The sequence below is a fragment of the Teichococcus aerofrigidensis genome (genome assembly GCF_054073225.1).
In genome coordinates this window covers 1-20,671 of record NZ_JBSXMU010000006.1, presented here as the reverse complement: position 1 = coordinate 20,671, position 20,671 = coordinate 1, and the positions used below count along the sequence as shown (strand labels likewise).

The window sequence follows — 20,671 nt, the reverse complement described above, 5'->3', positions numbered from 1 at the left end:
GCGTGCGGCCGCTGATCGCGGGAAACTGGAAGATGCACGGCACCCTGGCCGAGGCCACCGCCCTGGCCCGTGGCGTGGCCGCCGGTCCTGCCGCCGGGGCCGACCTCCTGGTCTGTCCGCCCTTTCCGCATCTGGCGGCGGTTTCGGAGGCCCTGCGCGGCAGCCACGTCGCGCTGGGCGCCCAGGACTGTCATGCGGACGCCAAGGGCGCGCATACCGGCGACGTCTCCGCGCCCATGCTGAAGGATGTCGGCGCCCGCTTCGTCATCCTGGGCCATTCCGAGCGCCGTGCCGATCATGGCGAAAGCGACGCGGTGGTGAAGGCCAAGGCCGAGGCGGCGCTGGCCGAGGGGCTGGTGCCGGTGGTCTGTGTCGGGGAGAGCGAGGCGCAGCGGCTCGCCGGCGAGGCGGAAGCGGTCGTGGCCGGCCAGCTCGCCGGCAGCCTGCCCGCCGGCTTCGCCGCGGCGGGGGGCGTGGTGGCCTATGAGCCGGTCTGGGCCATCGGTACCGGTCGTACCCCGACAGAGGCCGACATCGCCGCCATGCACGCCCGCATCCGCGCCGAGCTGGAGCAGAGCTTCGGCGAGGCCGGCGCGGCGCTGCGCATTCTCTATGGCGGCTCGGTGAAGCCCGGCAACGCGCAGGCCATCCTGGCTCTGCCGCATGTGGATGGTGCCCTGGTCGGCGGCGCCAGCCTGAAGGCGGAGGATTTCCTGGGAATTGCCGGGGCCGTCTGAGGTCCGGCGGCCCTGATCCCCGCGGTCGGGACCGCCTCTGGGACCTCCCTTGGGACCTCCCTTGGGACTTCCCTTGGGGAAGGCATGGCGCGAGACTGGCGCGCCATGCCAAACGACCTCACCGCGCGGGTTCTGACCGCGCTCGATTCCGCCCGCGCCGAAACGGAGGCCAGCCTCATCGAATGGCTGCGCATTCCGAGCGTCAGCGCACAGCCTGCCCACGCGCCGGACTGCCGAAAGGCGGCCGAATGGCTGGGTGAGCAACTTGTCGCACTGGGTTTCCAGGCGGGATTGCGGGAGACGCCGGGCCATCCGGTGCTGATCGCGACCCATCCCGGCCCGGGCCCCGAAGCGCCGCACGTCCTGATCTACGGACACTACGATGTCCAGCCGCCCGAGCCGCTGGAGCTTTGGACCAGCCCCCCCTTCGATCCGGCGATCGTACCTGGCCCCCGGGGTCAGCGGATCGTGGCGCGCGGGGCGGTGGACGACAAAGGCCAGGTGATGACCTGGCTGGCGGCGCTGCGGGCCTGGAACAGCGCCGCCGGCGGCCCTCCGGTCCGTGTCACCGTGCTGGTCGAGGGCGAGGAGGAGATCGGCAGCCCCAACCTCGACAGGGTGCTGCGGGAGGAGCGGGAGCTTCTCTCGGCCGACATCGCCGTGATCAGCGACACCAACATGTGGGATCCGCGGACGCCCGCCCTGACGGTCAGCCTGCGCGGCCTCGCCTATGTGCAGATCGACCTCCGGCGGGGCGAGCGGGATCTTCATTCCGGCCTGTTCGGCGGTTCGGCTGGAAATGTCCTCAACCTGCTGACCGAGATCCTGGGGGAGCTTAAGGACGCCGAGGGGCGCGTTCAGATCCCCGGATTCTACGACGGCGTGGCCGAGCCCGATGCGGCGCAGCGGGCCGCCTGGGCGGCGCTGGATTTCGACGAATCCGCCTTCCTGCTCGCTCAGGGCCTCTCCGTTCCCGGCGGCGAGGCGGGCCGTGGCGCCCTGGAACGCCTCTGGGCTCGCCCGACGGCCGATATCAACGGTATCTGGGGCGGCTATATGGGCGAGGGGTCCAAGACCGTCATCGCCTGTGAGGGTCATGCCAAGCTGTCCTGCCGCCTCGTGCCGGGACAGGACCCGCAGAAGATCGTCGAGGGGATCCGGGCCTTCGTCCAGGCGCGCCTGCCGGCGGATGCGCGCTTCGATCTTCAGGTCTTCGGCCTGGCGCCCGGGATCGCCATGGCCACGGACTCGCCCTGGATGACAGCGGCGCGGGAGGTGCTGGAAGAGGAGTTCGGCCGCCCCGCCGTGCTGGCCGGGGGCGGGGGATCCATTCCGGTGGTCTCCAGCCTCAAGGGTATCCTGGGCCTGGACAGCCTGCTGATGGGCTTCGGACTGGACGACGATCAGGTCCACAGCCCGAACGAGAAGTTCGAACTCGCCTGCCTGCATGCCGGCGGGCGGAGCCACGCCCGCCTTCTGGCGGCGCTGGCCGGGGCGCGGTAGGGGAGCGGCCGGGCGACGCCATGGCCCGCCCGGCCACGCCAGGTCAGCGGTTCACCGCGGTCCGGATGGCGGCCAGGGTTTCGTCGATCATCGGGGCGGAGACGTCCAGGTGCAGGCAGGCGCGGATGCGGCCGCCCAGCATGGAAAGCTGGATGCCCTGCAGGCGCAGGGCCTTCACCAGGGCCCCGGCCTCGATGCCGGCGCCGGACGGTTCGAAGAAGACCAGGTTGGTGTCCGGCTCCTCGACGACCATTCCGGGGATCTGCCGCAGTCCGCGCGACAGGGCCTTCGCATTGGCGTGATCCTCGGCCAGGCGATCGACGTTGTGGTCCAGCGCGTAGAGGCAGGCACCGGCGCAGATGCCGGCCTGCCGCATGGCGCCGCCCAGCCGCTGCTTCCAGCGCCAGGCCGTGTCGATGAACTCCTGCGAGCCGGCCAGCACAGCGCCGAGCGGCGCGCCCAGACCCTTGGTGAAGTCGAGCCAGACCGAATCGAAGCCGGCGACCATCTCCGCCGCCGGGATGTCCGCGGCGACCACGGCATTCATCAGGCGCGCGCCATCCATATGGGTGGCCCAGCCCTGCTCGCGGGCAATGGCCACCACGGCATCCAGCTCCGCCTGCGGCCAGATCGCCCCGCCGCCGATATTGGCCGTCTGCTCGACTTCCAGAAGGCTCTGCGGCGGGGCATGGCGCGTGCGGGGGCGAATGGCGGCGCGGAGGGTTTCCGCGTCGAACATGCCTCTGGCGCCCTGCAGAGGGTGGATCTGCGCTCCGGCCAGGGCGGCATGGGTGCCGCCTTCGCTGCTCAGGATATGCGCTGTTTCATGGGCCAGGATCTCATCGCCGGGGCGGCAATGGGTCAGGATGGCGATGACGTTGCACATCGTCCCTGAAGGCAGGAAGACCGCGGCCTGCTTGCCGAGGAGCGCGGCCATCCTGTCGCAGAGGGCATGTACGGTGGGATCGTCGCCATGCTGCTCGTCACCCACCTCGGCGGCCATCATGGCCTCCTTCATGCCAGGGCTGGGCCGGGTCTGCGTGTCCGAATAGAGGTTGATACGCACCGGCGGAGCGCCGGCCGGCGGGCGGGCGGGGACATGGACCATGGGTTGCCTTTCAGCTCAGCAATGCGGTTCGTCCGGCCGGCTGCAGGCCCGGGAACCATGGCGTCCGGCTTCGCGGGCGAGGAGGCGGGCAGGGCTCATGACAGTCGGAGACTGCCAGGGTGGTGCCCCGGCGTCAGCCCCCCGCCGGGGATTTCTCGCCCAGTGGCCCTGGGGCGGCGCGGTTCAGGCCGTCACGGCCATACAGCACCATGGCGCGCCGCTCGAAGGCCCGGACCATGAGACGCACGGCCTCATTGAAGACAACACCGATCACCGCCTGCAGCAGGGCGCTGCGGAACTCGAAATCAACGAAGAAGTCGACTTCGGTCCCTGCCTCCACGGGCCTGAACTTCCAGGTGTTGTTCAGATATCGGAAGGGGCCGTTCTCGTACCGGACGCGGATCTCGCCGGGCCTCTCCAGTTCCACCCGGGAGCGAAAGGTCTCGCGGAACAGCTTGAAGCCGATGGTCAGGTCGGCCAGAAGCTCCGTCTCGGTCTGCGACACGACCCTCGCCCCGACGCACCAGGGCAGAAATTCAGGGTAGCGCCGGACATCGGCGACGAGGTTGAACAACTGCTCGGGCGTATAGCGCAGGATGCGCTTCTCGGCATGAGTGGGCATCAGGCGGCGCTGGCCCGCAGCTTGGCATGGCGTGCGTCACGCAGGGCGGCGAAGTCGCGGTCGGCGTGATAGGAGGACCGGGTCAGGGGGGTGGCGGAGACCAGCAGGAAGCCCTTGCCGCGCGCCATCCGCGCATAGTCCTCGAATTCGGCCGGCTCGACGAAGCGGTCGACGGCGGCATGCTTGACCGTCGGCTGCAGGTACTGGCCGATGGTCAGGAAGTCGATCTCGGCGCTGCGCATGTCGTCCATCACCTGCAGCACCTCGAGCCGGGTCTCGCCCAGCCCGACCATGAGGCCGGACTTGGTGAAGATCCCGGCATCGAGATGCTTCACCCGGTCCAGCAGACGCAGCGAATGATAGTAGCGCGCGCCGGGTCGGATGGTGGGATAGAGCTTGGGGACGGTTTCGAGATTGTGGTTGAAGACATCGGGGCGCGCCGCCACGACAACCTCCAGCGCGCCATCCTTGCGCAGGAAGTCCGGGGTCAGGATCTCCACGGTGGTGTCCGGCGCGGCCAGGCGGATGGCGCCGATCACCGCGGCGAAATGCGCGGCGCCGCCATCGGGCAGATCGTCCCGGTCCACGCTGGTGATGACCACATGGCGCAGGCCCAGCTGCGCCACCGCATCGGCGACGCGGCGCGGCTCATCGGCGTCCAGATGCTTAGGCATGCCCGTGGTGATGTTGCAGAAGGAGCAGGCGCGGGTGCAGATCTCCCCCATGATCATCATGGTGGCATGGCGCTGCGACCAGCATTCCCCGATATTCGGGCAGGCCGCCTCCTCGCAGACCGTCACGAGCTTGTTCTCGCGCATCAGGTTGCGCGTCTCGTGATAGACGGGGTGCGTCGGCGCCTTGACGCGGATCCATTCCGGCTTGCGCTTGATGGGATTGTCCGGCCGGTGCGCCTTCTCCGGATGCCGCAGAGGCTTTCCGACCGGCGCCGGGGCGCTTTCGGCATTGGAGACCGCGCCGCCGGCCCGGTGATCGATCAGGATGCGCGTAGCCATTCGGGAATCCCGGTTGTGTAACGACGGCCGCGGCCAAGCCGCCGCAACCGCCCTCTATAAAGCCAGGCCACGCCCCATTGCGAGGCGCTTCCGGCTGTCCTGCCCCTAGATGTGGATCACCCGGCCATAGGCATCAAGCACCGACTCATGCATGGCTTCCGAGACGGTGGGGTGGGGGAAGACCGTGTGCATCAGTTCCGCCTCGGTCGTCTCCAGGGTCCGGGCGATGGTGTAGCCCTGGATCATCTCGGTCACCTCGGGGCCGACCATATGCGCCCCGAGCAACGCCCCGGTCCTGGCGTCGAAGACCGTCTTGACGAAGCCCTCCGGCTCGCCGAGGGCGATGGCCTTGCCATTGCCGATGAAGGGGAAACGCCCGACCCGGACCTCGTGGCCGAGTTCCCTGGCCTTGACCTCGGTCAGGCCGACCGAGGCAACCTGCGGGCGGCAGTAGGTGCAGCCGGGGATGTTGGAGACCTCCACGGGGTGCGGATGCTGTCCGGCGATGGCCTCGACGACGACGATGCCCTCATGGCTGGCCTTGTGCGCCAGCCACGGCGCCCCCGTGAGATCGCCGATGGCATAGACGCCATCCTCGCCCGTGCGGCCGTATTCATCGGTGATGACGTGGGTCTTCTCGACCTTCACCTTGGTGCCTTCGAGGCCCAGATTCTCGACATTGCCGACGATGCCGACGGCCGAGATCAGGCGGTCGGCCTGGATCTCCGTGACCTTGTTGGCCGCCTCGATGACAGCGATCACCCCGTCGCCGGACTTGCGCACGCCCTGTACCCGGGCGCCGGTGATGACCTTCATGCCCTGCTTGGCGAAGGACTTCTGCACGAAGGTGGAGACCTCGGCGTCCTCGACCGGCAGGATCCGGTCCATCACCTCGATCAGCGTGACCTCCGCGCCCATGTTCAGGAAGAAGGAGGCGAACTCGCTGCCGATGGCGCCGGAGCCGATCACGATCAGCTTCTTCGGCATGATGTCCGGTTGCAGGGCCTCGCGGTAGGACCAGATCAGCCTGCCGTCGGGCTCGATGCCGGGGATGACGCGGGCGCGGGCGCCCGTGGCCAGGATGATGTGCTTCGCCTGGATCTCGGCCACGGCCTTGCCGTCCTTGCTGACCGCGAGCCTGCCGGGGCCGGCGAGCTTGCCGTGCCCGTCGAACACCGTGACCTTGTTCTTCTTCAGCAGTCCCTTGACACCGGAGGAGAGCTGCGAGGCCACCTGCCGCGACCGCTTCACCACCTTGGCGAAGTCGTAGCGGATATTGTCCGCCGCGAAGCCGTACTGATCCAGGCTGTGCAGCAGGTGGTTGATCTCGGAGGCGCGCAACAGGGCCTTGGTCGGGATGCAACCCCAGTTCAGGCAGATGCCGCCGAGATGCTCGCGTTCCACCAGCGCGACCTTCATCTTCAACTGCGCGGCGCGGATGGCGGCGACATAGCCGCCCGGGCCGCCGCCCACCACCACCAGGTCGAACTGCTCGGCCATGTCGTCCGGTTCCTTCGAGATCACTCAGCCTGCGAGGGCGCGCAGCGCCTCGCCGGAGAGCCGTTGATCGGTCCATTCACTGCGCGGGATCGCGCCGATCCGCCGGTAGAAGGCGAGGGCCGGCTCGTTCCAGTCGAGCACATTCCATTCCATCCAGGCATGCCCCGCCTCCAGCGCATGGCGGGCCGCGGCGCGGAAGAAGGCGAGGCCGATGCCATGCCGCCGGAACTCCGGCTCGACATAGACATCCTCGATCCAGAGGCCTGTCCTGCCGGCGAAGGTGCTGAAAGTCTCATACCAGAGGCAGATCCCGATGGCCTCGCCCTCGGCCTCCGCCAGCAGGCCCTGGATCCTGCGGGTCGCCAGCGCGCCATAATAGTCCTGCGCGCTGGCGGTCACCTCATGCTCCAGCTTCTCGTAAGCGGCCAGGGCCAGGATCAGGCGATGGACCGCCTCGGCGTCCCGGGGACGGAGGCCGCGCAGCGTGAAGCCGGAGGCTTCGCTCACAGCATCAGGCTCAGCGGGTCCTCGACCACCTTCTTGAAGGCGGCGATCCATTCCGCGGCCAGGGCGCCATCGACCACGCGATGATCGACGGAGAGGGTACAGGTCATCACCGTCGCGATGGTCAGGGCGCCGTCCTTCACCACCGGGCGCTGCTCACCCGCGCCAACCGCCAGGATGCCGGCCTGCGGCGGATTGATGATCGCGGCGAAGTCCTTCACCCCGTACATGCCCATGTTGGAGATGCTGAAGCCGCCGCCCTGGAACTCCTCCAGCTTGAGCTTGCCGGATTTGGCGCGGGCCGCCAGATCCTTCATCTCGGTGCTGATGGCCGCCAGGCCCTTCTGATCGGCCTTGCGGACGATCGGCGTGATCAGCCCATCCGGGATCGAGACGGCGACCGAAATGTCCACATCCTGGTACTGGATGATGGCGTCATCGGTCCAGCTCGCATTGACATTCGGGAACTGCCGCAGCACGCGCGCCGCCGCCTTGATGATGAGGTCGTTCACCGAGAGCTTGAAGGCGCCGGGACCGTCCTTCGGCGCGCGCGCGTTCAGGTCGGCCCGCAGCTTCAACAGCGCATCCAGCTCGATGTCCATCGAGACATAGAAATGCGGCACCGTCGCCTTGCTCTCCGCCAGGCGCTTGGCGATGACCTTGCGCATGGAGGAATTCGGCACGGCGGTGTGCGGGGCCGTGATGGCGGGTGCGGCGGCCGGAGCCTTGGCCGGGACAGGTGCCGGTGCCGGTGCCGGTGCCGCGGCGGGCTGCGCGGCGGCCGGGGCCGCCGCCGCCTTCCGGGGCTGGCCGGCGGCGGCCTCGACATCCGCCTTCACGATCCGCCCATTCGGGCCCGAACCCTGAATGCCCGCCAGATCGAGGCCGGCCTGCTGCGCCATGCGGCGGGCGAGGGGGGAGGCGAAGACGCGCTCGCCCTCCTTCCCGGCCGCCGCGGCCTTGTTCTCGGGTACCCCGCTCTCCGGCGCCCTGTTCTCGGGCATCCTATTCTCCGGCACCTTGTTCTCGGGCGCCGTCGCTGCCTTGGGCTGCTGCTCACCGGGGCCCGAGGCAGGCTTGCTGTCCGGGCTGGTTTCCTGCTTCGGCGCCGCCTTCGGTCCGGCGGCCGCGTCGGCGGGAACCTCCTCGCCATCCTCGACCATGATGCCGATCGGGGCGTTGACCTTCACGCCCTCGGTGCCATCGGGGACCAGGATCTTGCCGAGGATGCCCTCATCCACGGCCTCGAATTCCATCGTCGCCTTGTCGGTCTCGATCTCGGCCAGCACATCGCCGGACTTGACCGCCTCGCCTTCCTTCTTGAGCCAACGCGCCAGCGTCCCCTCGGTCATGGTCGGGGAGAGGGCGGGCATCAGGATGTTGGTGGCCATGGTCCCGCTTCCCCTTTACTTCCGGTAGGTGACTTGCTTGGCGGCCTCGACCACGTCCGCGATCGTCGGCAAGGCCAGCTTCTCCAGATTGGCGGCATAGGGCATCGGCACATCCTTGCCCGCGACGCGCACCGGCGGCGCATCCAGGTGGTCGAAGGCATGCTCGATGATCTGCATGGCCACCTCCGCACCGATACCGGCGAAGGGCCAGCCCTCCTCCACCGTCACCAGGCGATTGGTCTTCTTCACCGAGGCGACGATGGTGTCGGTGTCGAGCGGGCGCAGGCTGCGCAGGTTGATCACCTCGGCCTCGATACCGTCCGCCGCCAGCTTTTCCGCCGCCTGCATCGCCAGCCCGACCTCGATGGAGAAGGCGACGATGGTCACGTCCTTGCCAGTGCGCTCGATCTTCGCCTTGCCGATGGGCAGAACGAAGTCCTCGTCCACCGGGCATTCGAAACTCTGGCCGTAGAGGATCTCGTTCTCGAGGAAGATCACCGGATTGGGGTCGCGGATGGCGGCGCGCAACAGGCCCTTGGCATCGGCGGCCGACCAGGGCGCCAGCACCTTCAGGCCGGGGACATGCGCATACCAGGAGGCATAGCACTGCGAGTGCTGCGCCGCGACGCGCGCGGCCGCGCCATTGGGTCCGCGGAAGACGATCGGGCAGCCGAGCTGGCCGCCGGACATGTAGAGCGTCTTGGCGGCGCTGTTGATGATCTGGTCGATGGCCTGCATCGAGAAGTTGAAGGTCATGAACTCGACGATCGGCTTCAGCCCCGTCATGCCCGCGCCGACCGCCATGCCGGTGAAACCGTGCTCGGTGATCGGCATGTCCACGACGCGCTTCGGGCCGAACTCGTCCAGCAACCCTTGGGAGACCTTGTAGGCTCCCTGGTACTGCGCGACCTCCTCGCCGATCAGGAAGACCTTGTCGTCGGCGCGCATCTCGGCCGCCATGGCGTCGCGCAGCGCCTCGCGCACCGTGATGCTCCTGGTCTCGCCCCAGTCCTTCTCGGGCTCGACGGCGGGCGCCTTGGGTTGCGCCGGCACGCCTTCGCGCTCCTCCGCGCCCCGGGCGGCGATGGCGGCGTTGTTTTCCGCCACCTTCGCGACCTCGGCGGTTTCGCCGCCGGCCTGGGTCGCGTTCGACACCGGCTCCTGCGGGCCGGATGCGGCCTTCTGCCCGTCACCGCCATCGATCTCGGCGATGGGCGAATTGACCGCGACATTCTCGGTCCCCTCGGGCACCAGGATCTTGGTCAGCTCACCCTCATCAACCGCCTCGACCTCCATGGTGGCCTTGTCGGTCTCGATCTCGGCGATCACGTCACCGGCGGCGACGGTATCGCCTTCCTTCTTGAGCCAGCGCGCCAGCTTCCCCTCGGTCATCGTCGGGGAAAGGGCGGGCATCAGAATCGTGGCACCCATGGATCAGCGGGCCTCCAGCAGGATGTCGGTCCAGAGCTCGCTCTCGTCGGGCTCCGGCGAGGTCTGGGCGAACTCGGCGGCATCGGCGACGATGCGTTTCACCTCATCGTCCACCTTCTTCAGTTCCGCCTCGTCCAGGCCACCATCCAGAAGCCGCTTGCGCACGGTTTCGATGCAGTCATGCTGCTCGCGCATCTTCTGCACCTCCTCCCGCGTGCGGTACTTCGCGGGGTCGGACATCGAGTGGCCGCGATAGCGATAGGTCTGCATCTCCAGGATGTACGGACCCTTCCCCTCGCGGCAATGCGCCACGGCCCGCTCGCCGGCCTGCTTCACCGCCACGACGTCCATGCCGTCCACCTGCTCACCGGGGATACCCCAGGGCGCGCCGTCCTTCGAACGGTTCTTGGAGGCCGAGGCGCGGTCGGCTCTGGTGCCCATGCCGTACTTGTTGTTCTCGATGATGAAGACGACGGGCAGCTTGAAGAGCGCCGCGAGATTATAGCTCTCGAAAACCTGGCCCTGGTTGGCCGCGCCGTCGCCGTAATAGGTCAGGCTGACATTGCCGTTGTCGCGGTACATGTTGGCGAAGGCCAGTCCGACGCCGAGCGAGACCTGGGCGCCGACAATGCCGTGCCCGCCGTAGAATCCCTTTTCCCGGCTGAACATGTGCATGGAGCCGCCCTTGCCGCGCGAATAGCCGCCGCTGCGCCCCGTCAGCTCCGCCATCACGCCGCGCGCTTCCATGCCGGTGGCCAGCATGTGTCCATGGTCGCGATAGGAGGTGATGACCTGATCACCGGGCTGCAGGCAGAGCTGCATACCCACAACCACCGCCTCCTGGCCGATGTAGAGGTGGCAGAAGCCGCCGATCAGGCCCATGCCGTAGAGCTGCCCGGCCTTCTCCTCGAAGCGGCGGATCAACAACATGTCCTGGTAGGCCTGAAGCAGCTGCTCCTGTGCCAATGAGGCCTCGGATGCCGGCGGAGCCCTCCTGCCGCGACGCTTGCTGGTGCCCGCTTCGGCGCTTTGGACCATCCGGCTGCTCCATCTTGTCGGCCGCCGCTCGAAATTGATCGCGGCGTCATCGTCGAGATACGTGTCCCGCGCCGGTCCTGCAAGTTCCTCGCGCACGCTAAGTCACTGATGCTGCATTGCAATATAAAGATTAACCGAAATCAAGCTTATTCCGAATTCGAATCGAGAGCGCGCGCCTGCGGGGTCACGGATCGTTGATGGCGGGACGGCTCGCCGCGTCCGGCCAGCCCCCACTTACTCCCTCAACCGGTGGGTTCCTCCCCGGCGTCGCGGCCCGCGCCGACGCGGCCCCAGCACGGATTGCCCCCGATCCAGTAGCAGAGCTCCGCCGGCCGGCCGATTCGGTAGAAGGCGAGGTCGGCGCGCAACCCGGCGCGGAGGCGTCCGCGGTCCCGCAACCCCAGCGCCGCGGCGGCCTGTCGCGTCACGCCAAGGAGCGCCTCGTTGACGGTGAGCCGGAACAAGGTGCAGGCCAGGTTGAGCATCAGGATCAGGGACCGGGCAGGTGAGGAGCCCGGATTCATGTCCGTGGCGATCGCCATGCGCAGTCCCGCCTCCCGCATGGCCGCGATATTCGGATGGCGGGTCTCGCGGATGAAGTAGGTCGCGCCCGGCAGCAGAACCGCGACGGTCCCGGCCGCCGCCATCGCCCGGAAGCCGTCGGCGCCGGTGTACTCCAGGTGATCGGCCGACAGCGCGGAGTGGCGCGCCGCCAGCGCGGCGCCGCCAAGATCCGACAACTGGTCGGCATGGAGCTTCACGGGCAGGCCGGCGGCACGGGCGGCGTCGAAGATCCGTCCGGTCTGGGCCGGAGAGAAGGCGATGCGCTCGCAGAAGGCATCCACCGCATCGGCGAGGCCGAGCCGCGCCGCCTCCGGAATGATCTCCCGCGCCACGAAGTCCGTGTAGCCCTCGGCGCCGCCCGGGAAGTCGGGCGGCACGGCGTGGGCGGCGAGGAGGGAGGTGCGCACGCTCAGCGGCTCTTCAGCGCCGAGCCGGCGCGCAACCCGCAGCATCCGGAGTTCGGTGTCCCTGTCCAGCCCGTAGCCGGACTTGATCTCCACCGTGGTGACGCCTTCGGCCATCAGGCCGCGCAGCCGGGGGCGGGCCGAGGCGAGGAGATCCTCCTCGCTCGACCCGCGTGTCGCGCGCACGCTGGAGAAGATGCCGCCGCCGGCGCGGGCGATCTCCTCATAGGTCGCGCCTTCGAGGCGCTGCTCGAACTCGGCGGCCCGGTCGCCGCCGAACACCAGATGGGTGTGGCAGTCGATCAGCCCCGGCAGGATCCAGGCGCCGTCGCAGTCGACACTGTGCTGTGCCGGTCCCGGCAGGTCACGGCGGTGTCCCAGCCAGGCGATCATCCCATCCCGCACCGCCAGGGCGCCGTCGGTGACGATGCCCAGCGGAGCCTCCGGCGGGCCATCCATGGTGGCCAGGCTGGCATTGAGCCAGACGCGATCGAACATGTCAGACGGTCCCCGCCAGGGTGGAGAAGGCTCCGGCCTCGACCAGGGCCTTCACCGCGACGATGTCGGGCGCCATGTGACGGTCCTCATCCCAGGCCGCGGCGACGGCGCGGACCTCTGCCAGCACGGCCTCGAGCGCCGCGGAGGTGGCGGCGGGGCGGTGGAAGCCGACGCCCTGCGCCGCCGCCAGCAGTTCGATGGCCAGGATGGCGGCGGTGTTGTCCGCCATCTCCGCCAGCCTGAGCCCGGCGCCGGTGGCCATGCTGACATGATCCTCCTGATTGGCGCTGGTCGGCAGGCTGTCGATGCTCCGTGGTGTCGCCAGGGCCTTGTTCTCGCTGGCCAGGGCCGCCGCCGTCACCTGGGCGATCATGAAGCCGGAATTCAGCCCGCCCTCCCGCACCAGGAAGGCCGGCAGGCCGGAGAGGGCGGGGTCGATCAGCAGGGCGATGCGGCGCTCGGACAGGGCGCCGATCTCGGCCAGGGCCAGGGCGATGGTGTCCGCCGCGAAGGCCACCGGTTCGGCATGGAAGTTGCCGCCCGAGAGCACCTCGCCCTCCGGCGTCACCAACGGATTGTCCGTCACCGCATTGGCCTCGCGCTCCAGCACGCCGCCGGCCTGATCGAGAAGATCGAGGCAGGCGCCCATGACCTGCGGCTGGCAGCGCAGGCAGTAAGGATCCTGCACCCGGGGGTCGTCGCGCCGGTGGCTCTCGCGGATGGCGCTGCCGGCCAGCAGGTGGCGCAGCGTGGCGGCGACGCGGATCTGTCCCGGCTGGCCCCGCAGCGCGTGAATGCGCGGATCGAAGGGCGTGTCGGAGCCGCGCGCGGCATCGACGCTCAGAGCGCCGGCCACGAGCCCGCTGCCCAGCAGCGCCTGCGCCCTGAAGAGGCCCACCAGCGCCAGGGCCGTGGAGACCTGGGTGCCGTTGAGCAGCGCCAGGCCCTCCTTGGGTCCGAGTTGCAGGGGCTCCAGCCCCGCGTGACGGAGCGCCGCGGCCCCCGGCAGGCGCGCCTCTCCCAGCATGGCCTCGCCCTCGCCGATCAGCACCAGGGAGAGATGGGCGAGCGGCGCCAGATCGCCGGAGGCGCCGACCGAGCCCTTCGAGGGAATGACCGGCAGGATCCCGGCATTCAGCAGGCCCAGCAGGTGGGAGATGACGACGGGCCGCACGGCCGAGGCGCCGCGCGCGAGCGACAGGGCCTTGAGCGCCAGGATCAGCCGCACCACGGGCGCCGGCAGGGGAGAGCCGATGCCGGCCGCGTGGCTGCGCAGCAGATTGCCCTGCAGCCTGACCAGCTCGGCGGGGGGAATGCGGGTGCTGGCCATCTTCCCGAAGCCGGTGTTGACGCCATAGAGCGCCTCGCCTTCCGCGATGCGCTCGGCCAGGGCGGCGACCGAGGTCTCCACCGCCGCCTCCCAGCCGGCCGGGAGCGCGAGGGGCTCGCCCGCCATGATGGCGTGCAACGCGGGAAGGGTGATCCCGCCGGGCGTGACGATCATCGGCCGGCCTCCGGGCCGATGCCGAGCATCGGCAGATCGAGGCCCTGCTCCCGAGCGCAGTCGAGCGCGATGTCATAGCCGGCATCGGCATGCCGCATCACCCCCGTGGCCGGGTCGTTCCACAGCACGCGCCGCAGGCGCCGGGCCGCATCCTCCGTGCCATCGGCCACGATCACCATGCCGGCATGCTGCGAATACCCCATGCCGACGCCGCCGCCGTGATGCAGCGAGACCCAGGTGGCGCCGGAGGCGGTGTTGAGCAGGGCGTTCAGCAGCGGCCAGTCCGAGACCGCGTCGGACCCGTCGCGCATGGCTTCCGTTTCGCGGTTGGGCGAGGCCACCGAGCCGGAATCGAGATGGTCGCGGCCGATCACGATCGGCGCCGCGAGTTCACCCCGGGCCACCATCTCGTTGAAGGCGAGGCCGAGCCGGTGCCGCTGCCCGAGGCCGACCCAGCAGATCCGGGCCGGAAGTCCCTGGAACCGGATCCGCTCGCGCGCCATGTCGAGCCAACGGTGCAGATGGGGGTCGTCCGGGATCAGCTCCCGCACCTTGTCGTCGGTCCGGCGGATATCCTCCGGGTCGCCGGAGAGGGCGGCCCAGCGGAACGGGCCGATGCCCCGGCAGAAGAGCGGCCGGATATAGGCCGGCACGAAGCCGGGGAAGCCGAAGGCATTCTCCAGCCCTTCGTCCCGCGCCATCTGCCGGATGTTGTTGCCGTAGTCGAGCACGGCGCTGCCCATGGCCTTGAAGTCCAGCATCGCCTGGACATGCCCGACCATGCTCCGCCGCGCGGCGGCCGCCACGGCCCTGGGATCGGTCTGCCGCTTCTCCTCCCATTCGGCGAGCGTCCAGCCAGCGGGAAGATAGCCGTTGGACGGGTCGTGCGCGCTGGTCTGGTCGGTGACGATATCCGGCGTCACGCCACGGCGGACCAGTTCGGGAAAGACCTCGGCCGCATTGCCCAGGAGGCCGATGCTGAGCGGCGCCCGCGCCGCCGAGGCGGCGCGGATCATGGCCAGGGCCTCATCCAGGCTCTCCGCGCGCCGGTCCAGATAGCCGGTCTCCAGCCGCTTCTCGATGCGCGAGGGCTGGCATTCGACGGCCAGGACGGAGGCGCCGGCGAAGACGCCGGCCAGGGGCTGCGCGCCCCCCATGCCGCCCAGCCCGGCCGTCAGGATCCAGCGTCCCGCCAGGTCGCCGCCGAAATGCTGGCGCCCGGCCTCCACGAAGGTCTCGTAGGTGCCCTGCACGATGCCCTGCGAGCCGATGTAGATCCACGACCCCGCCGTCATCTGGCCGTACATCATCAGCCCGGCACGATCGAGTTCGTTGAACGTGTCCCAGTTGGCCCAGCGCGGCACCAGGTTGGAATTGGCGATCAGCACCCGCGGCGCATCGGCATGCGTCTCGAAGACGCCAACCGGCTTGCCGGACTGCACCAGCAGGGTCTGGTTGTCCTTCAGGCGCTTCAGCACGGCCAGGATGGTTTCGTAGCTGCGCCAGTCCCGCGCGGCGCGCCCGATGCCGCCATAGACCACCAGCTCTCCCGGGCGCTCGGCGACCTCGTCGTCCAGGTTGTTCATCAGCATCCGCATGGCCGCCTCGGTGGTCCATTGCCGGGCGTGCAGGGTGCTGCCTCGCGGAGCGCGGATGGCCGGGGCGTTGCGGAGACGGGTTTGCGACATGAGGCCGATCCCTGGGAAAGGGGGGGTGAGGGGGGGGTGAGGGGGCGGTCAGTCCAGCGCGCCGCCGAGGCGGTAGCGCGAGCCGGGATGGGTGAGCCATGCGCGCGTGGCGACCAGCCCCCAGGACCAGGTCCGGCGGTGGATCAGCAGGCAGGGCTCGTCGGCGGGGATGCCCAGCGCGGCGGCGGCTTCCGCCTCCGGCCGGATCGCCTCCACCACATGTTCGATCCGTTCGGGCGGCGCGCAGGAGGTCAGGTAGCCATAGGGGGTGACACGGGTGAAATCCTGCTCCAGGAAGCGCGGCGCTATGACCGGATTGACGTAGCGGTCCTCGAACTGGACCGGCAGGCCATTCTCCAGGTGAGTCAGCCGGCAGCGGAACAGCTCGGCCCCGTCCGGCAGGCCGAAGCTCCGCGTCAGCTCCGCGCCGGGCCGGCAGCGGTCCAGCGCCAGCACCCGGACGGAATGCGTGCCGCCGCGCTCCCGCATCTCCTCCGCGATGTCGCGCAGCTCCAGCAGGCTGGACTGCGGCTTGCTCGGCGCCACGAAGGTGCCGACGCCCTGCACACGCACCAGGAGCCCGGCATCCGCCAGCTCCCGCAGGGCCCGGTTGATGGTGACGCGGGAGACCCCGGTCAGCTTCACCAGCTCGTTCTCCGACGGCACGCGATCCTCGGCGGCCCATTCGCCACTGGCCACGCGGGACAGGATGAAAGCCTTGATCTGCTGGTAGCGCGGTGTCGTGGGGCTAGGCGTCGGTGGAGGAGATATCGTCACGGACATACGCGCAGATTGGTTGTCTTGACAAGTTTCGTCAACCTGAAAGACGATGCGCCCGTCCCATGGAGAAAGGTCCGGCATGTCCCGCTATTTCGCCCCGCAGGCACTGCTTCCCGAAGGCTGGGCGCATGACGTGCTGATCGAGGTGTCGGCCGCGGGCGGCATAGCCTCGGTCACGACCGATGCCGTGCCGGAGGGGGCGGACAGGCTTCCGGGCCTTGTCCTGCCCGGCCTGGCCAATCTGCATTCGCATGCCTTCCAGCGCGCCATGGCGGGGCATGCCGAGCGCCGCTCCCCGCCGGAGGCGCGTGACAGCGAGGGTGGGGCGGACTCCTTCTGGACGTGGCGCCAGACCATGTATCGCTTCGTCAGCCGCTTCACGCCGGAGGACGCGGAGGCCGTGGCGGCGCAACTCTATGCCGAATGCCTGGAATGGGGATTCACCAGCGTCGCCGAGTTCCACTACCTGCATCACCAGGCGGACGGCACACCCTATGCGCAACCTGCGGAGATGGCGTTGCGGCACCATGCCGCCGCCCGCGCCACCGGCATCGGCATCACCCTGCTGCCGAGCCTGTACCGGCATGGCGGCATCTTCGGCCAACCGCCGGTTCCGGCCCAGGCGCGCTTCCTCAATGACCTGGATGGCTTCTGGCGCATCGTCGAGGGCATCCGGGGCGCCATCGCCGGCGATCCACAGGCCGGGATCGGTCTGGCCCCCCATTCCCTGCGGGCGGTGACGCCGGCGATGCTCGCCGAGATCGCCCGGCATGACGGACCGATTCACATCCATGCCGCCGAACAGCCGCGCGAGGTGGCCGAATGCCTGGCCGCCACCGGCGCGCGGCCCGTGCAATGGTTGCTCGATCACCTTCCGGTGGATGCCCGCTGGTGCCTGATCCACTGCACGCACATGACCGAGGCGGAGTCGGCCGGCCTGGCCCGCAGCGGCGCCGTGGCCGGCCTCTGCCCCAGCACCGAGGCCTCACTGGGCGACGGCATCTTCGATCTGCCCGCCTTCCGCGCCGCGGGCGGGCGATACGGCTTCGGGACGGACAGCCATGTCGGCACCTCCCCCCGCGACGAGATGCGCCAGCTGGAAACCAGCCAGCGCCTGGCGCGGCGGCAGCGCTCCGTGGCCACGGACGAGGCCAACCCGCATCCCGGCCGCGTGCTGCTGGACGCGGCCCTCGCCGGCGGCGCTCAGGCCAGCGGGCGCCCGATCCGCGGCATCGCAACCGGCCAGCGCTGCGACCTGATTGTGCTCGACCCGGATCACCCCGCTCTCTGCGGCCGGCAGGGAGACGAACTGCTCGACGCCTGGGTGTTCAGCGGGCAGGGCAATCCGGTGCGTCAGGTCATCGCCGGGGGCCGGGAGGTGGTGCGCCAGGGCCGGCACGTCGATGCGGAGCGCATCCTTGCCCGCTTCCGCCAAGCCATGGCGAGGCTGGCGGCATGATCGAGGTCTGCGTCGTCCGCCGATCCGGAAGCCAGCGTCAGCCGGCGGCGGACACCGCCTCGGCGGCCCGCATCAGGCGGAGGAAGTTCCCGGACCAGAGCAGGCCGATCGCGTCCCGGTCATAGCCCCTGCGCAACAGCTCGGCCGTCAGGTTGGGGCTGTCCGCGGCGCTCATCCAGCCGTCCACGCCGCCGCCGCCATCGAAGTCCGAGGACAGGCCGACATGGGCGATGCCCATGCGCTGCACGGCATAATCCACGTGATCGACGATGTCCTTGACGCTCGCCCGGGCCCTGCCATCGGCATCCGGGCCCCGCAGGAAGCCCGGGACCGCCGTGATCTGCATCAGCCCGTGCGCGGCGCGCAGGGCATCCATCTGCTCGTCATCCAGATTGCGCGGATGGTCGCGCAGGGCGCGGCAGCAGGTATGCGTGGCCACCACGGGGGCCCGGGACAGGCTGACGGCCTGCAGCATCGTGCTCTTCGCCGCATGGGACACATCGACGAGCAGCCCCAGGGCGTTCATCTCGGCGATCGCCGCGCGGCCCAGCGTTGAAAGGCCCCCGTGCAGGACCGGCCCGTCCCCCAGGTCGGGCCGGGGGATCGCGGCATCAGCCAGGGCGTTGTGGCCATTGTGGGTGATCGTCACGTAGCAGGCGCCGAGTCCACGCCACAACGCCAGCCGCGACAGATCCTCCCCCATGCCATAGCCGTTCTCGACCGCCAGCAGGATGCCGGTGCCGCCGGAGCGCAACGCCTCCAGCTCGGCGGCGCGACCGACGATTCGCCGCTCCTGCCCGCCGGCCGTCGCCCGGATGGCGCGCAGCATGGCCTCGCAACGCCGGCTGGCCGCCGCATGTCCCTCCGGCGTGCGCGGCCCCTGGGGCAGATAGGCGGCGAAGACCACGGCCTTCAGGCCGCCCGCCGCCATCCTCGCGAAGTCCACGCACCGCTGGGTCGGACCTCTTGGGTCGGGCGGGTCCGGCCAGGGGATGTCCACATGGGTGTCCAGCGTGAGCGTCGCGGCATGGACGGCGGCGGAAGGCGGAGGAGGTTGCATATCGCGTCCGGACGACCTGGCAGGGCGGAAAGCCTCGCCGGTGGGGGGCAAGGCGTCAACCGGCGGCGGCGCCCTCCAGCGCGGCCGTCACCTGCTCCAGCATGTCGGGCAGCGCCGCCGGATCCAGCCAGCGGAACACGCCCACCAGCCCGTGCCGCGGATCGACCCAGATGTAGTTGCCGCCCGCTCCCTGCGCCAGGAAGCTCTCGCGGCTGGCGCCCGGGTAGCGGCCATTGCCGTTGAGCCACCAGAGCAGGCCATAGTCCGGATTGAGGCGGCATGGCGTGGTACAGGCCCGGACCCATCCCTCCGGCAGGATGCGCCGGCCGTCCCAGAGGCCATCATTCAGCATCAGCTGCCCGATCCGGGCCTGATCCTCGGCATGGGTGAAGACGCCGCCACCCCAATGGCCGCCGCCGGACACCGACTGGATGAAGCGTCCCTCGATCTCGACGTCGCTGGTGCGGTAACCCTCCCACCGCATGCTGCCACTGCCGCCGATGGGCTTCAGGATCCGCTCGGCGAAGACCTCGGGCAGGGGCGCGCGGAAGCGGTGCAGCAGGGCCAGGGACAGCGCATTGACGCGCACGTCGTTGTATTCCCAGTAGCTGCCCGGCGCCTCCAGCGGCCGGTCCAGCCCCTTCTCGGCCTTGCCCTCCCGCTTCAGGTCGCGGCCCCGGTCGATCCGGTCCGCCTTGCCGAACAACGTGCCTTCCCATTCGCTGGTCTGCTCCAGCAACATGCGCCAGGTGATGCGGCCGTTGTGATCACCCTCGAAAGCCGCATCCCGGACAGTGTCCCGGACAGGCGCGTCGAGATCGGCGATGAGGCCGTCGCCCCAGGCCAGGCCTGCCAGCAGGGCCAGGTAGCTCTTGGCCACGCTGAAGGTCATGTCGACCTGCTGTGTGTCCCCCCACCGGGCCACCGGGCGGCCGTGCAGCAGCAGCAGGCCGTTGGGCGCGCCGCGGGGCGCTGTATTGCCCAGGACCTCATTGTCCGGGGGAGGCTCGAAATAGCCGCTTCGCAGATGCGCGAGCAGGTCGCGGGGGAACGGTGTCTCCCGCGATTGGGCGAAGGCGACGGCGCCGGCGAGCCGGGCGGGATCGAAATTCGACGCGGGCGCCGGGGCGCCGGCAAAGGGCAAAGCTTCCATGACGCCCAGCCTGAACGCGACAGCGAGTCCCGGCAAGCGGAGGCATGGACGGCCGGCGGGGCCGACCCCATCTGCAGGATCCGGTCAATGGAGGGTTTCGGGATGGAAGGTGGCGAGACGGCGATCCTGGGCGGAGGCTGCTTCTGGTGTCTGGACGCGGCCTACCGTGATCTGCAGGGCGTGAAGGAGGTTGTGTCGGGCTATGCGGGCGGCCATGCGGAGCATCCGACCTATGAGCAGGTCTGCGGCAAGCAGACCGGCCACGCGGAGGTGGTGAAGGTCACCTTCGACCCGTCCGAGATCTCCTATGCGGATGTTCTGCGCATCTTCTTCACCCTGCACGACCCCACGACAAAGGATCGCCAGGGCGCGGATATCGGGCCGCAATACCGCAGCATCATCCTGACCCTCTCCCCCGAACAGGAGAGGACGGCGCGGGAGGTGATGGCGGAGGTCACGCGCGAGGAGCTCTGGCCCGCGCCCCTCGTGACGGAGATCGCGGCCGCCGGCCGCTTCTGGCCGGCCGAGGCGGAACACCAGGACTATTTCCGGAACAATCCGTGGTCCGGCTACTGCCGGGCCGTGATTGCTCCGAAGGTTGCCAAGTTCCGGAAGCGCTTCGCGCAGCGCCTCAGGCCGCAGGCCGCCTAGGCCAAGCCTGGTCCGTAAATCCGGGAAAGGGGCAATAAAGCGGACGGCGCCCTTAGCCTCTCG

The 20,671-nt window shown here is 69.5% G+C and carries 18 protein-coding genes; 4 read left to right on the top strand and 14 right to left on the bottom strand.

Annotated features, from left to right (window positions below; all coding sequences use genetic code 11):
- The first annotated feature begins 2 nt into the window (after positions 1-2).
- Together tpiA and ACVMLK_RS02945 are read left to right on the top strand one after the other, a co-directional pair.
- Entirely contained in the window at positions 3-737 is a 735-nt protein-coding gene (tpiA, locus tag ACVMLK_RS02950) for a triose-phosphate isomerase (protein WP_457485614.1), read from the top strand.
- A 105-nt stretch (positions 738-842) separates the two neighbouring features.
- The gene (locus ACVMLK_RS02945) at positions 843-2,240 is read left to right on the top strand and encodes a dipeptidase (protein ID WP_457485574.1); all 1,398 of its coding nucleotides are present in this window, start codon (positions 843-845) and stop codon (positions 2,238-2,240) included.
- Between the two features lie 43 nt (positions 2,241-2,283).
- On the opposite strand, the gene ACVMLK_RS02940 is transcribed toward ACVMLK_RS02945, so the two are convergent.
- The 12 genes from ACVMLK_RS02940 to hutC form a co-directional block, all read right to left on the bottom strand.
- Positions 2,284-3,348, bottom strand: a complete 1,065-nt coding sequence (locus ACVMLK_RS02940; protein ID WP_198367768.1) for a threonine aldolase family protein — start codon at positions 3,346-3,348, stop codon at positions 2,284-2,286.
- A gap of 133 nt (positions 3,349-3,481) precedes the next feature.
- The gene (locus tag ACVMLK_RS02935; protein ID WP_457485573.1) at positions 3,482-3,970 is read right to left on the bottom strand and encodes a type II toxin-antitoxin system RatA family toxin; all 489 of its coding nucleotides are present in this window, start codon (positions 3,968-3,970) and stop codon (positions 3,482-3,484) included.
- Positions 3,970-4,983, bottom strand: a complete 1,014-nt coding sequence (gene lipA, locus ACVMLK_RS02930; protein WP_457485572.1) for a lipoyl synthase — start codon at positions 4,981-4,983, stop codon at positions 3,970-3,972. The genes ACVMLK_RS02935 and lipA overlap by 1 nt, the downstream gene beginning before the upstream one ends.
- Positions 4,984-5,088: 105 nt before the next feature.
- Positions 5,089-6,483: a dihydrolipoyl dehydrogenase gene (gene lpdA, locus ACVMLK_RS02925; RefSeq protein ID WP_457485571.1), complete on the bottom strand. Its 1,395-nt coding sequence runs from the start codon at positions 6,481-6,483 to the stop codon at positions 5,089-5,091.
- A gap of 24 nt (positions 6,484-6,507) precedes the next feature.
- Positions 6,508-6,990, bottom strand: a complete 483-nt coding sequence (locus tag ACVMLK_RS02920) for a GNAT family N-acetyltransferase (protein ID WP_422923949.1) — start codon at positions 6,988-6,990, stop codon at positions 6,508-6,510.
- Positions 6,987-8,378 carry a pyruvate dehydrogenase complex dihydrolipoamide acetyltransferase gene (locus ACVMLK_RS02915; RefSeq protein ID WP_457485570.1) on the bottom strand — a complete coding sequence of 464 codons (1,392 nt, stop codon included), beginning with the start codon at positions 8,376-8,378 and terminating at the stop codon, positions 6,987-6,989. Before ACVMLK_RS02915 ends, ACVMLK_RS02920 begins: the two co-directional genes overlap by 4 nt.
- Positions 8,379-8,393: 15 nt before the next feature.
- The gene (locus ACVMLK_RS02910) at positions 8,394-9,809 is read right to left on the bottom strand and encodes a pyruvate dehydrogenase complex E1 component subunit beta (RefSeq protein ID WP_198367772.1); all 1,416 of its coding nucleotides are present in this window, start codon (positions 9,807-9,809) and stop codon (positions 8,394-8,396) included.
- Positions 9,810-9,812: 3 nt separating this feature from the next.
- Positions 9,813-10,847, bottom strand: coding sequence for a pyruvate dehydrogenase (acetyl-transferring) E1 component subunit alpha (pdhA, locus tag ACVMLK_RS02905; RefSeq protein ID WP_457485569.1), 1,035 nt, complete (start codon positions 10,845-10,847; stop codon positions 9,813-9,815).
- 242 nt (positions 10,848-11,089) lie between these two features.
- Positions 11,090-12,313, bottom strand: a complete 1,224-nt coding sequence (gene hutI / locus ACVMLK_RS02900; RefSeq protein WP_457485568.1) for an imidazolonepropionase — start codon at positions 12,311-12,313, stop codon at positions 11,090-11,092.
- A gap of 1 nt (position 12,314) precedes the next feature.
- A complete protein-coding gene (gene hutH / locus ACVMLK_RS02895) occupies positions 12,315-13,817 on the bottom strand; it encodes a histidine ammonia-lyase (protein ID WP_457485567.1) in 1,503 nt (500 codons plus the stop codon).
- On the bottom strand, positions 13,814-15,505 hold the full coding sequence (gene hutU, locus ACVMLK_RS02890; protein WP_457485566.1) for a urocanate hydratase: 1,692 nt from the start codon (positions 15,503-15,505) through the stop codon (positions 13,814-13,816). Before hutU ends, hutH begins: the two co-directional genes overlap by 4 nt.
- Positions 15,506-15,553: 48 nt before the next feature.
- Positions 15,554-16,282: a histidine utilization repressor gene (hutC, locus tag ACVMLK_RS02885; protein WP_457485565.1), complete on the bottom strand. Its 729-nt coding sequence runs from the start codon at positions 16,280-16,282 to the stop codon at positions 15,554-15,556.
- An 82-nt stretch (positions 16,283-16,364) separates the two neighbouring features.
- Here hutC and ACVMLK_RS02880 point away from each other — a divergent pair, with 82 nt between their 5' ends.
- Positions 16,365-17,744, top strand: a complete 1,380-nt coding sequence (locus tag ACVMLK_RS02880; RefSeq protein WP_457485564.1) for a formimidoylglutamate deiminase — start codon at positions 16,365-16,367, stop codon at positions 17,742-17,744.
- 37 nt (positions 17,745-17,781) lie between these two features.
- Here ACVMLK_RS02880 and ACVMLK_RS02875 read toward each other — a convergent pair whose 3' ends face one another.
- A complete protein-coding gene (locus tag ACVMLK_RS02875; protein ID WP_457485563.1) occupies positions 17,782-18,804 on the bottom strand; it encodes a dipeptidase in 1,023 nt (340 codons plus the stop codon).
- A 55-nt stretch (positions 18,805-18,859) separates the two neighbouring features.
- Complete coding sequence (locus tag ACVMLK_RS02870; RefSeq protein WP_457485562.1) at positions 18,860-19,957, bottom strand: serine hydrolase domain-containing protein; 1,098 nt, start codon at positions 19,955-19,957, stop codon at positions 18,860-18,862.
- Between the two features lie 87 nt (positions 19,958-20,044).
- Between ACVMLK_RS02870 and msrA the strand changes: the two genes are divergently transcribed.
- Complete coding sequence (gene msrA, locus ACVMLK_RS02865) at positions 20,045-20,608, top strand: peptide-methionine (S)-S-oxide reductase MsrA (RefSeq protein WP_232477382.1); 564 nt, start codon at positions 20,045-20,047, stop codon at positions 20,606-20,608.
- The last annotated feature ends 63 nt before the right edge of the window (positions 20,609-20,671 follow it).

Excerpts from the sequence above, each read along its gene's own strand:
- ACVMLK_RS02945 (WP_457485574.1), top strand. The coding sequence starts at position 843 with ATGCCAAACGACCTCACCGCGCGGGTTCTGACCGCGCTCGATTCCGCC.
- ACVMLK_RS02940 (WP_198367768.1), bottom strand. The coding sequence starts at position 3,348 with ATGGTCCATGTCCCCGCCCGCCCGCCGGCCGGCGCTCCGCCGGTGCGT.
- ACVMLK_RS02935 (WP_457485573.1), bottom strand. The coding sequence starts at position 3,970 with ATGCCCACTCATGCCGAGAAGCGCATCCTGCGCTATACGCCCGAGCAG.
- lipA (WP_457485572.1), bottom strand. The coding sequence starts at position 4,983 with ATGGCTACGCGCATCCTGATCGATCACCGGGCCGGCGGCGCGGTCTCC.
- lpdA (WP_457485571.1), bottom strand. The coding sequence starts at position 6,483 with ATGGCCGAGCAGTTCGACCTGGTGGTGGTGGGCGGCGGCCCGGGCGGC.
- ACVMLK_RS02915 (WP_457485570.1), bottom strand. The coding sequence starts at position 8,378 with ATGGCCACCAACATCCTGATGCCCGCCCTCTCCCCGACCATGACCGAG.
- ACVMLK_RS02910 (WP_198367772.1), bottom strand. The coding sequence starts at position 9,809 with ATGGGTGCCACGATTCTGATGCCCGCCCTTTCCCCGACGATGACCGAG.
- pdhA (WP_457485569.1), bottom strand. The coding sequence starts at position 10,847 with ATGGTCCAAAGCGCCGAAGCGGGCACCAGCAAGCGTCGCGGCAGGAGG.
- hutI (WP_457485568.1), bottom strand. The coding sequence starts at position 12,313 with ATGTTCGATCGCGTCTGGCTCAATGCCAGCCTGGCCACCATGGATGGC.
- hutH (WP_457485567.1), bottom strand. The coding sequence starts at position 13,817 with ATGATCGTCACGCCCGGCGGGATCACCCTTCCCGCGTTGCACGCCATC.
- hutU (WP_457485566.1), bottom strand. The coding sequence starts at position 15,505 with ATGTCGCAAACCCGTCTCCGCAACGCCCCGGCCATCCGCGCTCCGCGA.
- ACVMLK_RS02880 (WP_457485564.1), top strand. The coding sequence starts at position 16,365 with ATGTCCCGCTATTTCGCCCCGCAGGCACTGCTTCCCGAAGGCTGGGCG.
- ACVMLK_RS02875 (WP_457485563.1), bottom strand. The coding sequence starts at position 18,804 with ATGCAACCTCCTCCGCCTTCCGCCGCCGTCCATGCCGCGACGCTCACG.
- ACVMLK_RS02870 (WP_457485562.1), bottom strand. The coding sequence starts at position 19,957 with ATGGAAGCTTTGCCCTTTGCCGGCGCCCCGGCGCCCGCGTCGAATTTC.
- msrA (WP_232477382.1), top strand. The coding sequence starts at position 20,045 with ATGGAGGGTTTCGGGATGGAAGGTGGCGAGACGGCGATCCTGGGCGGA.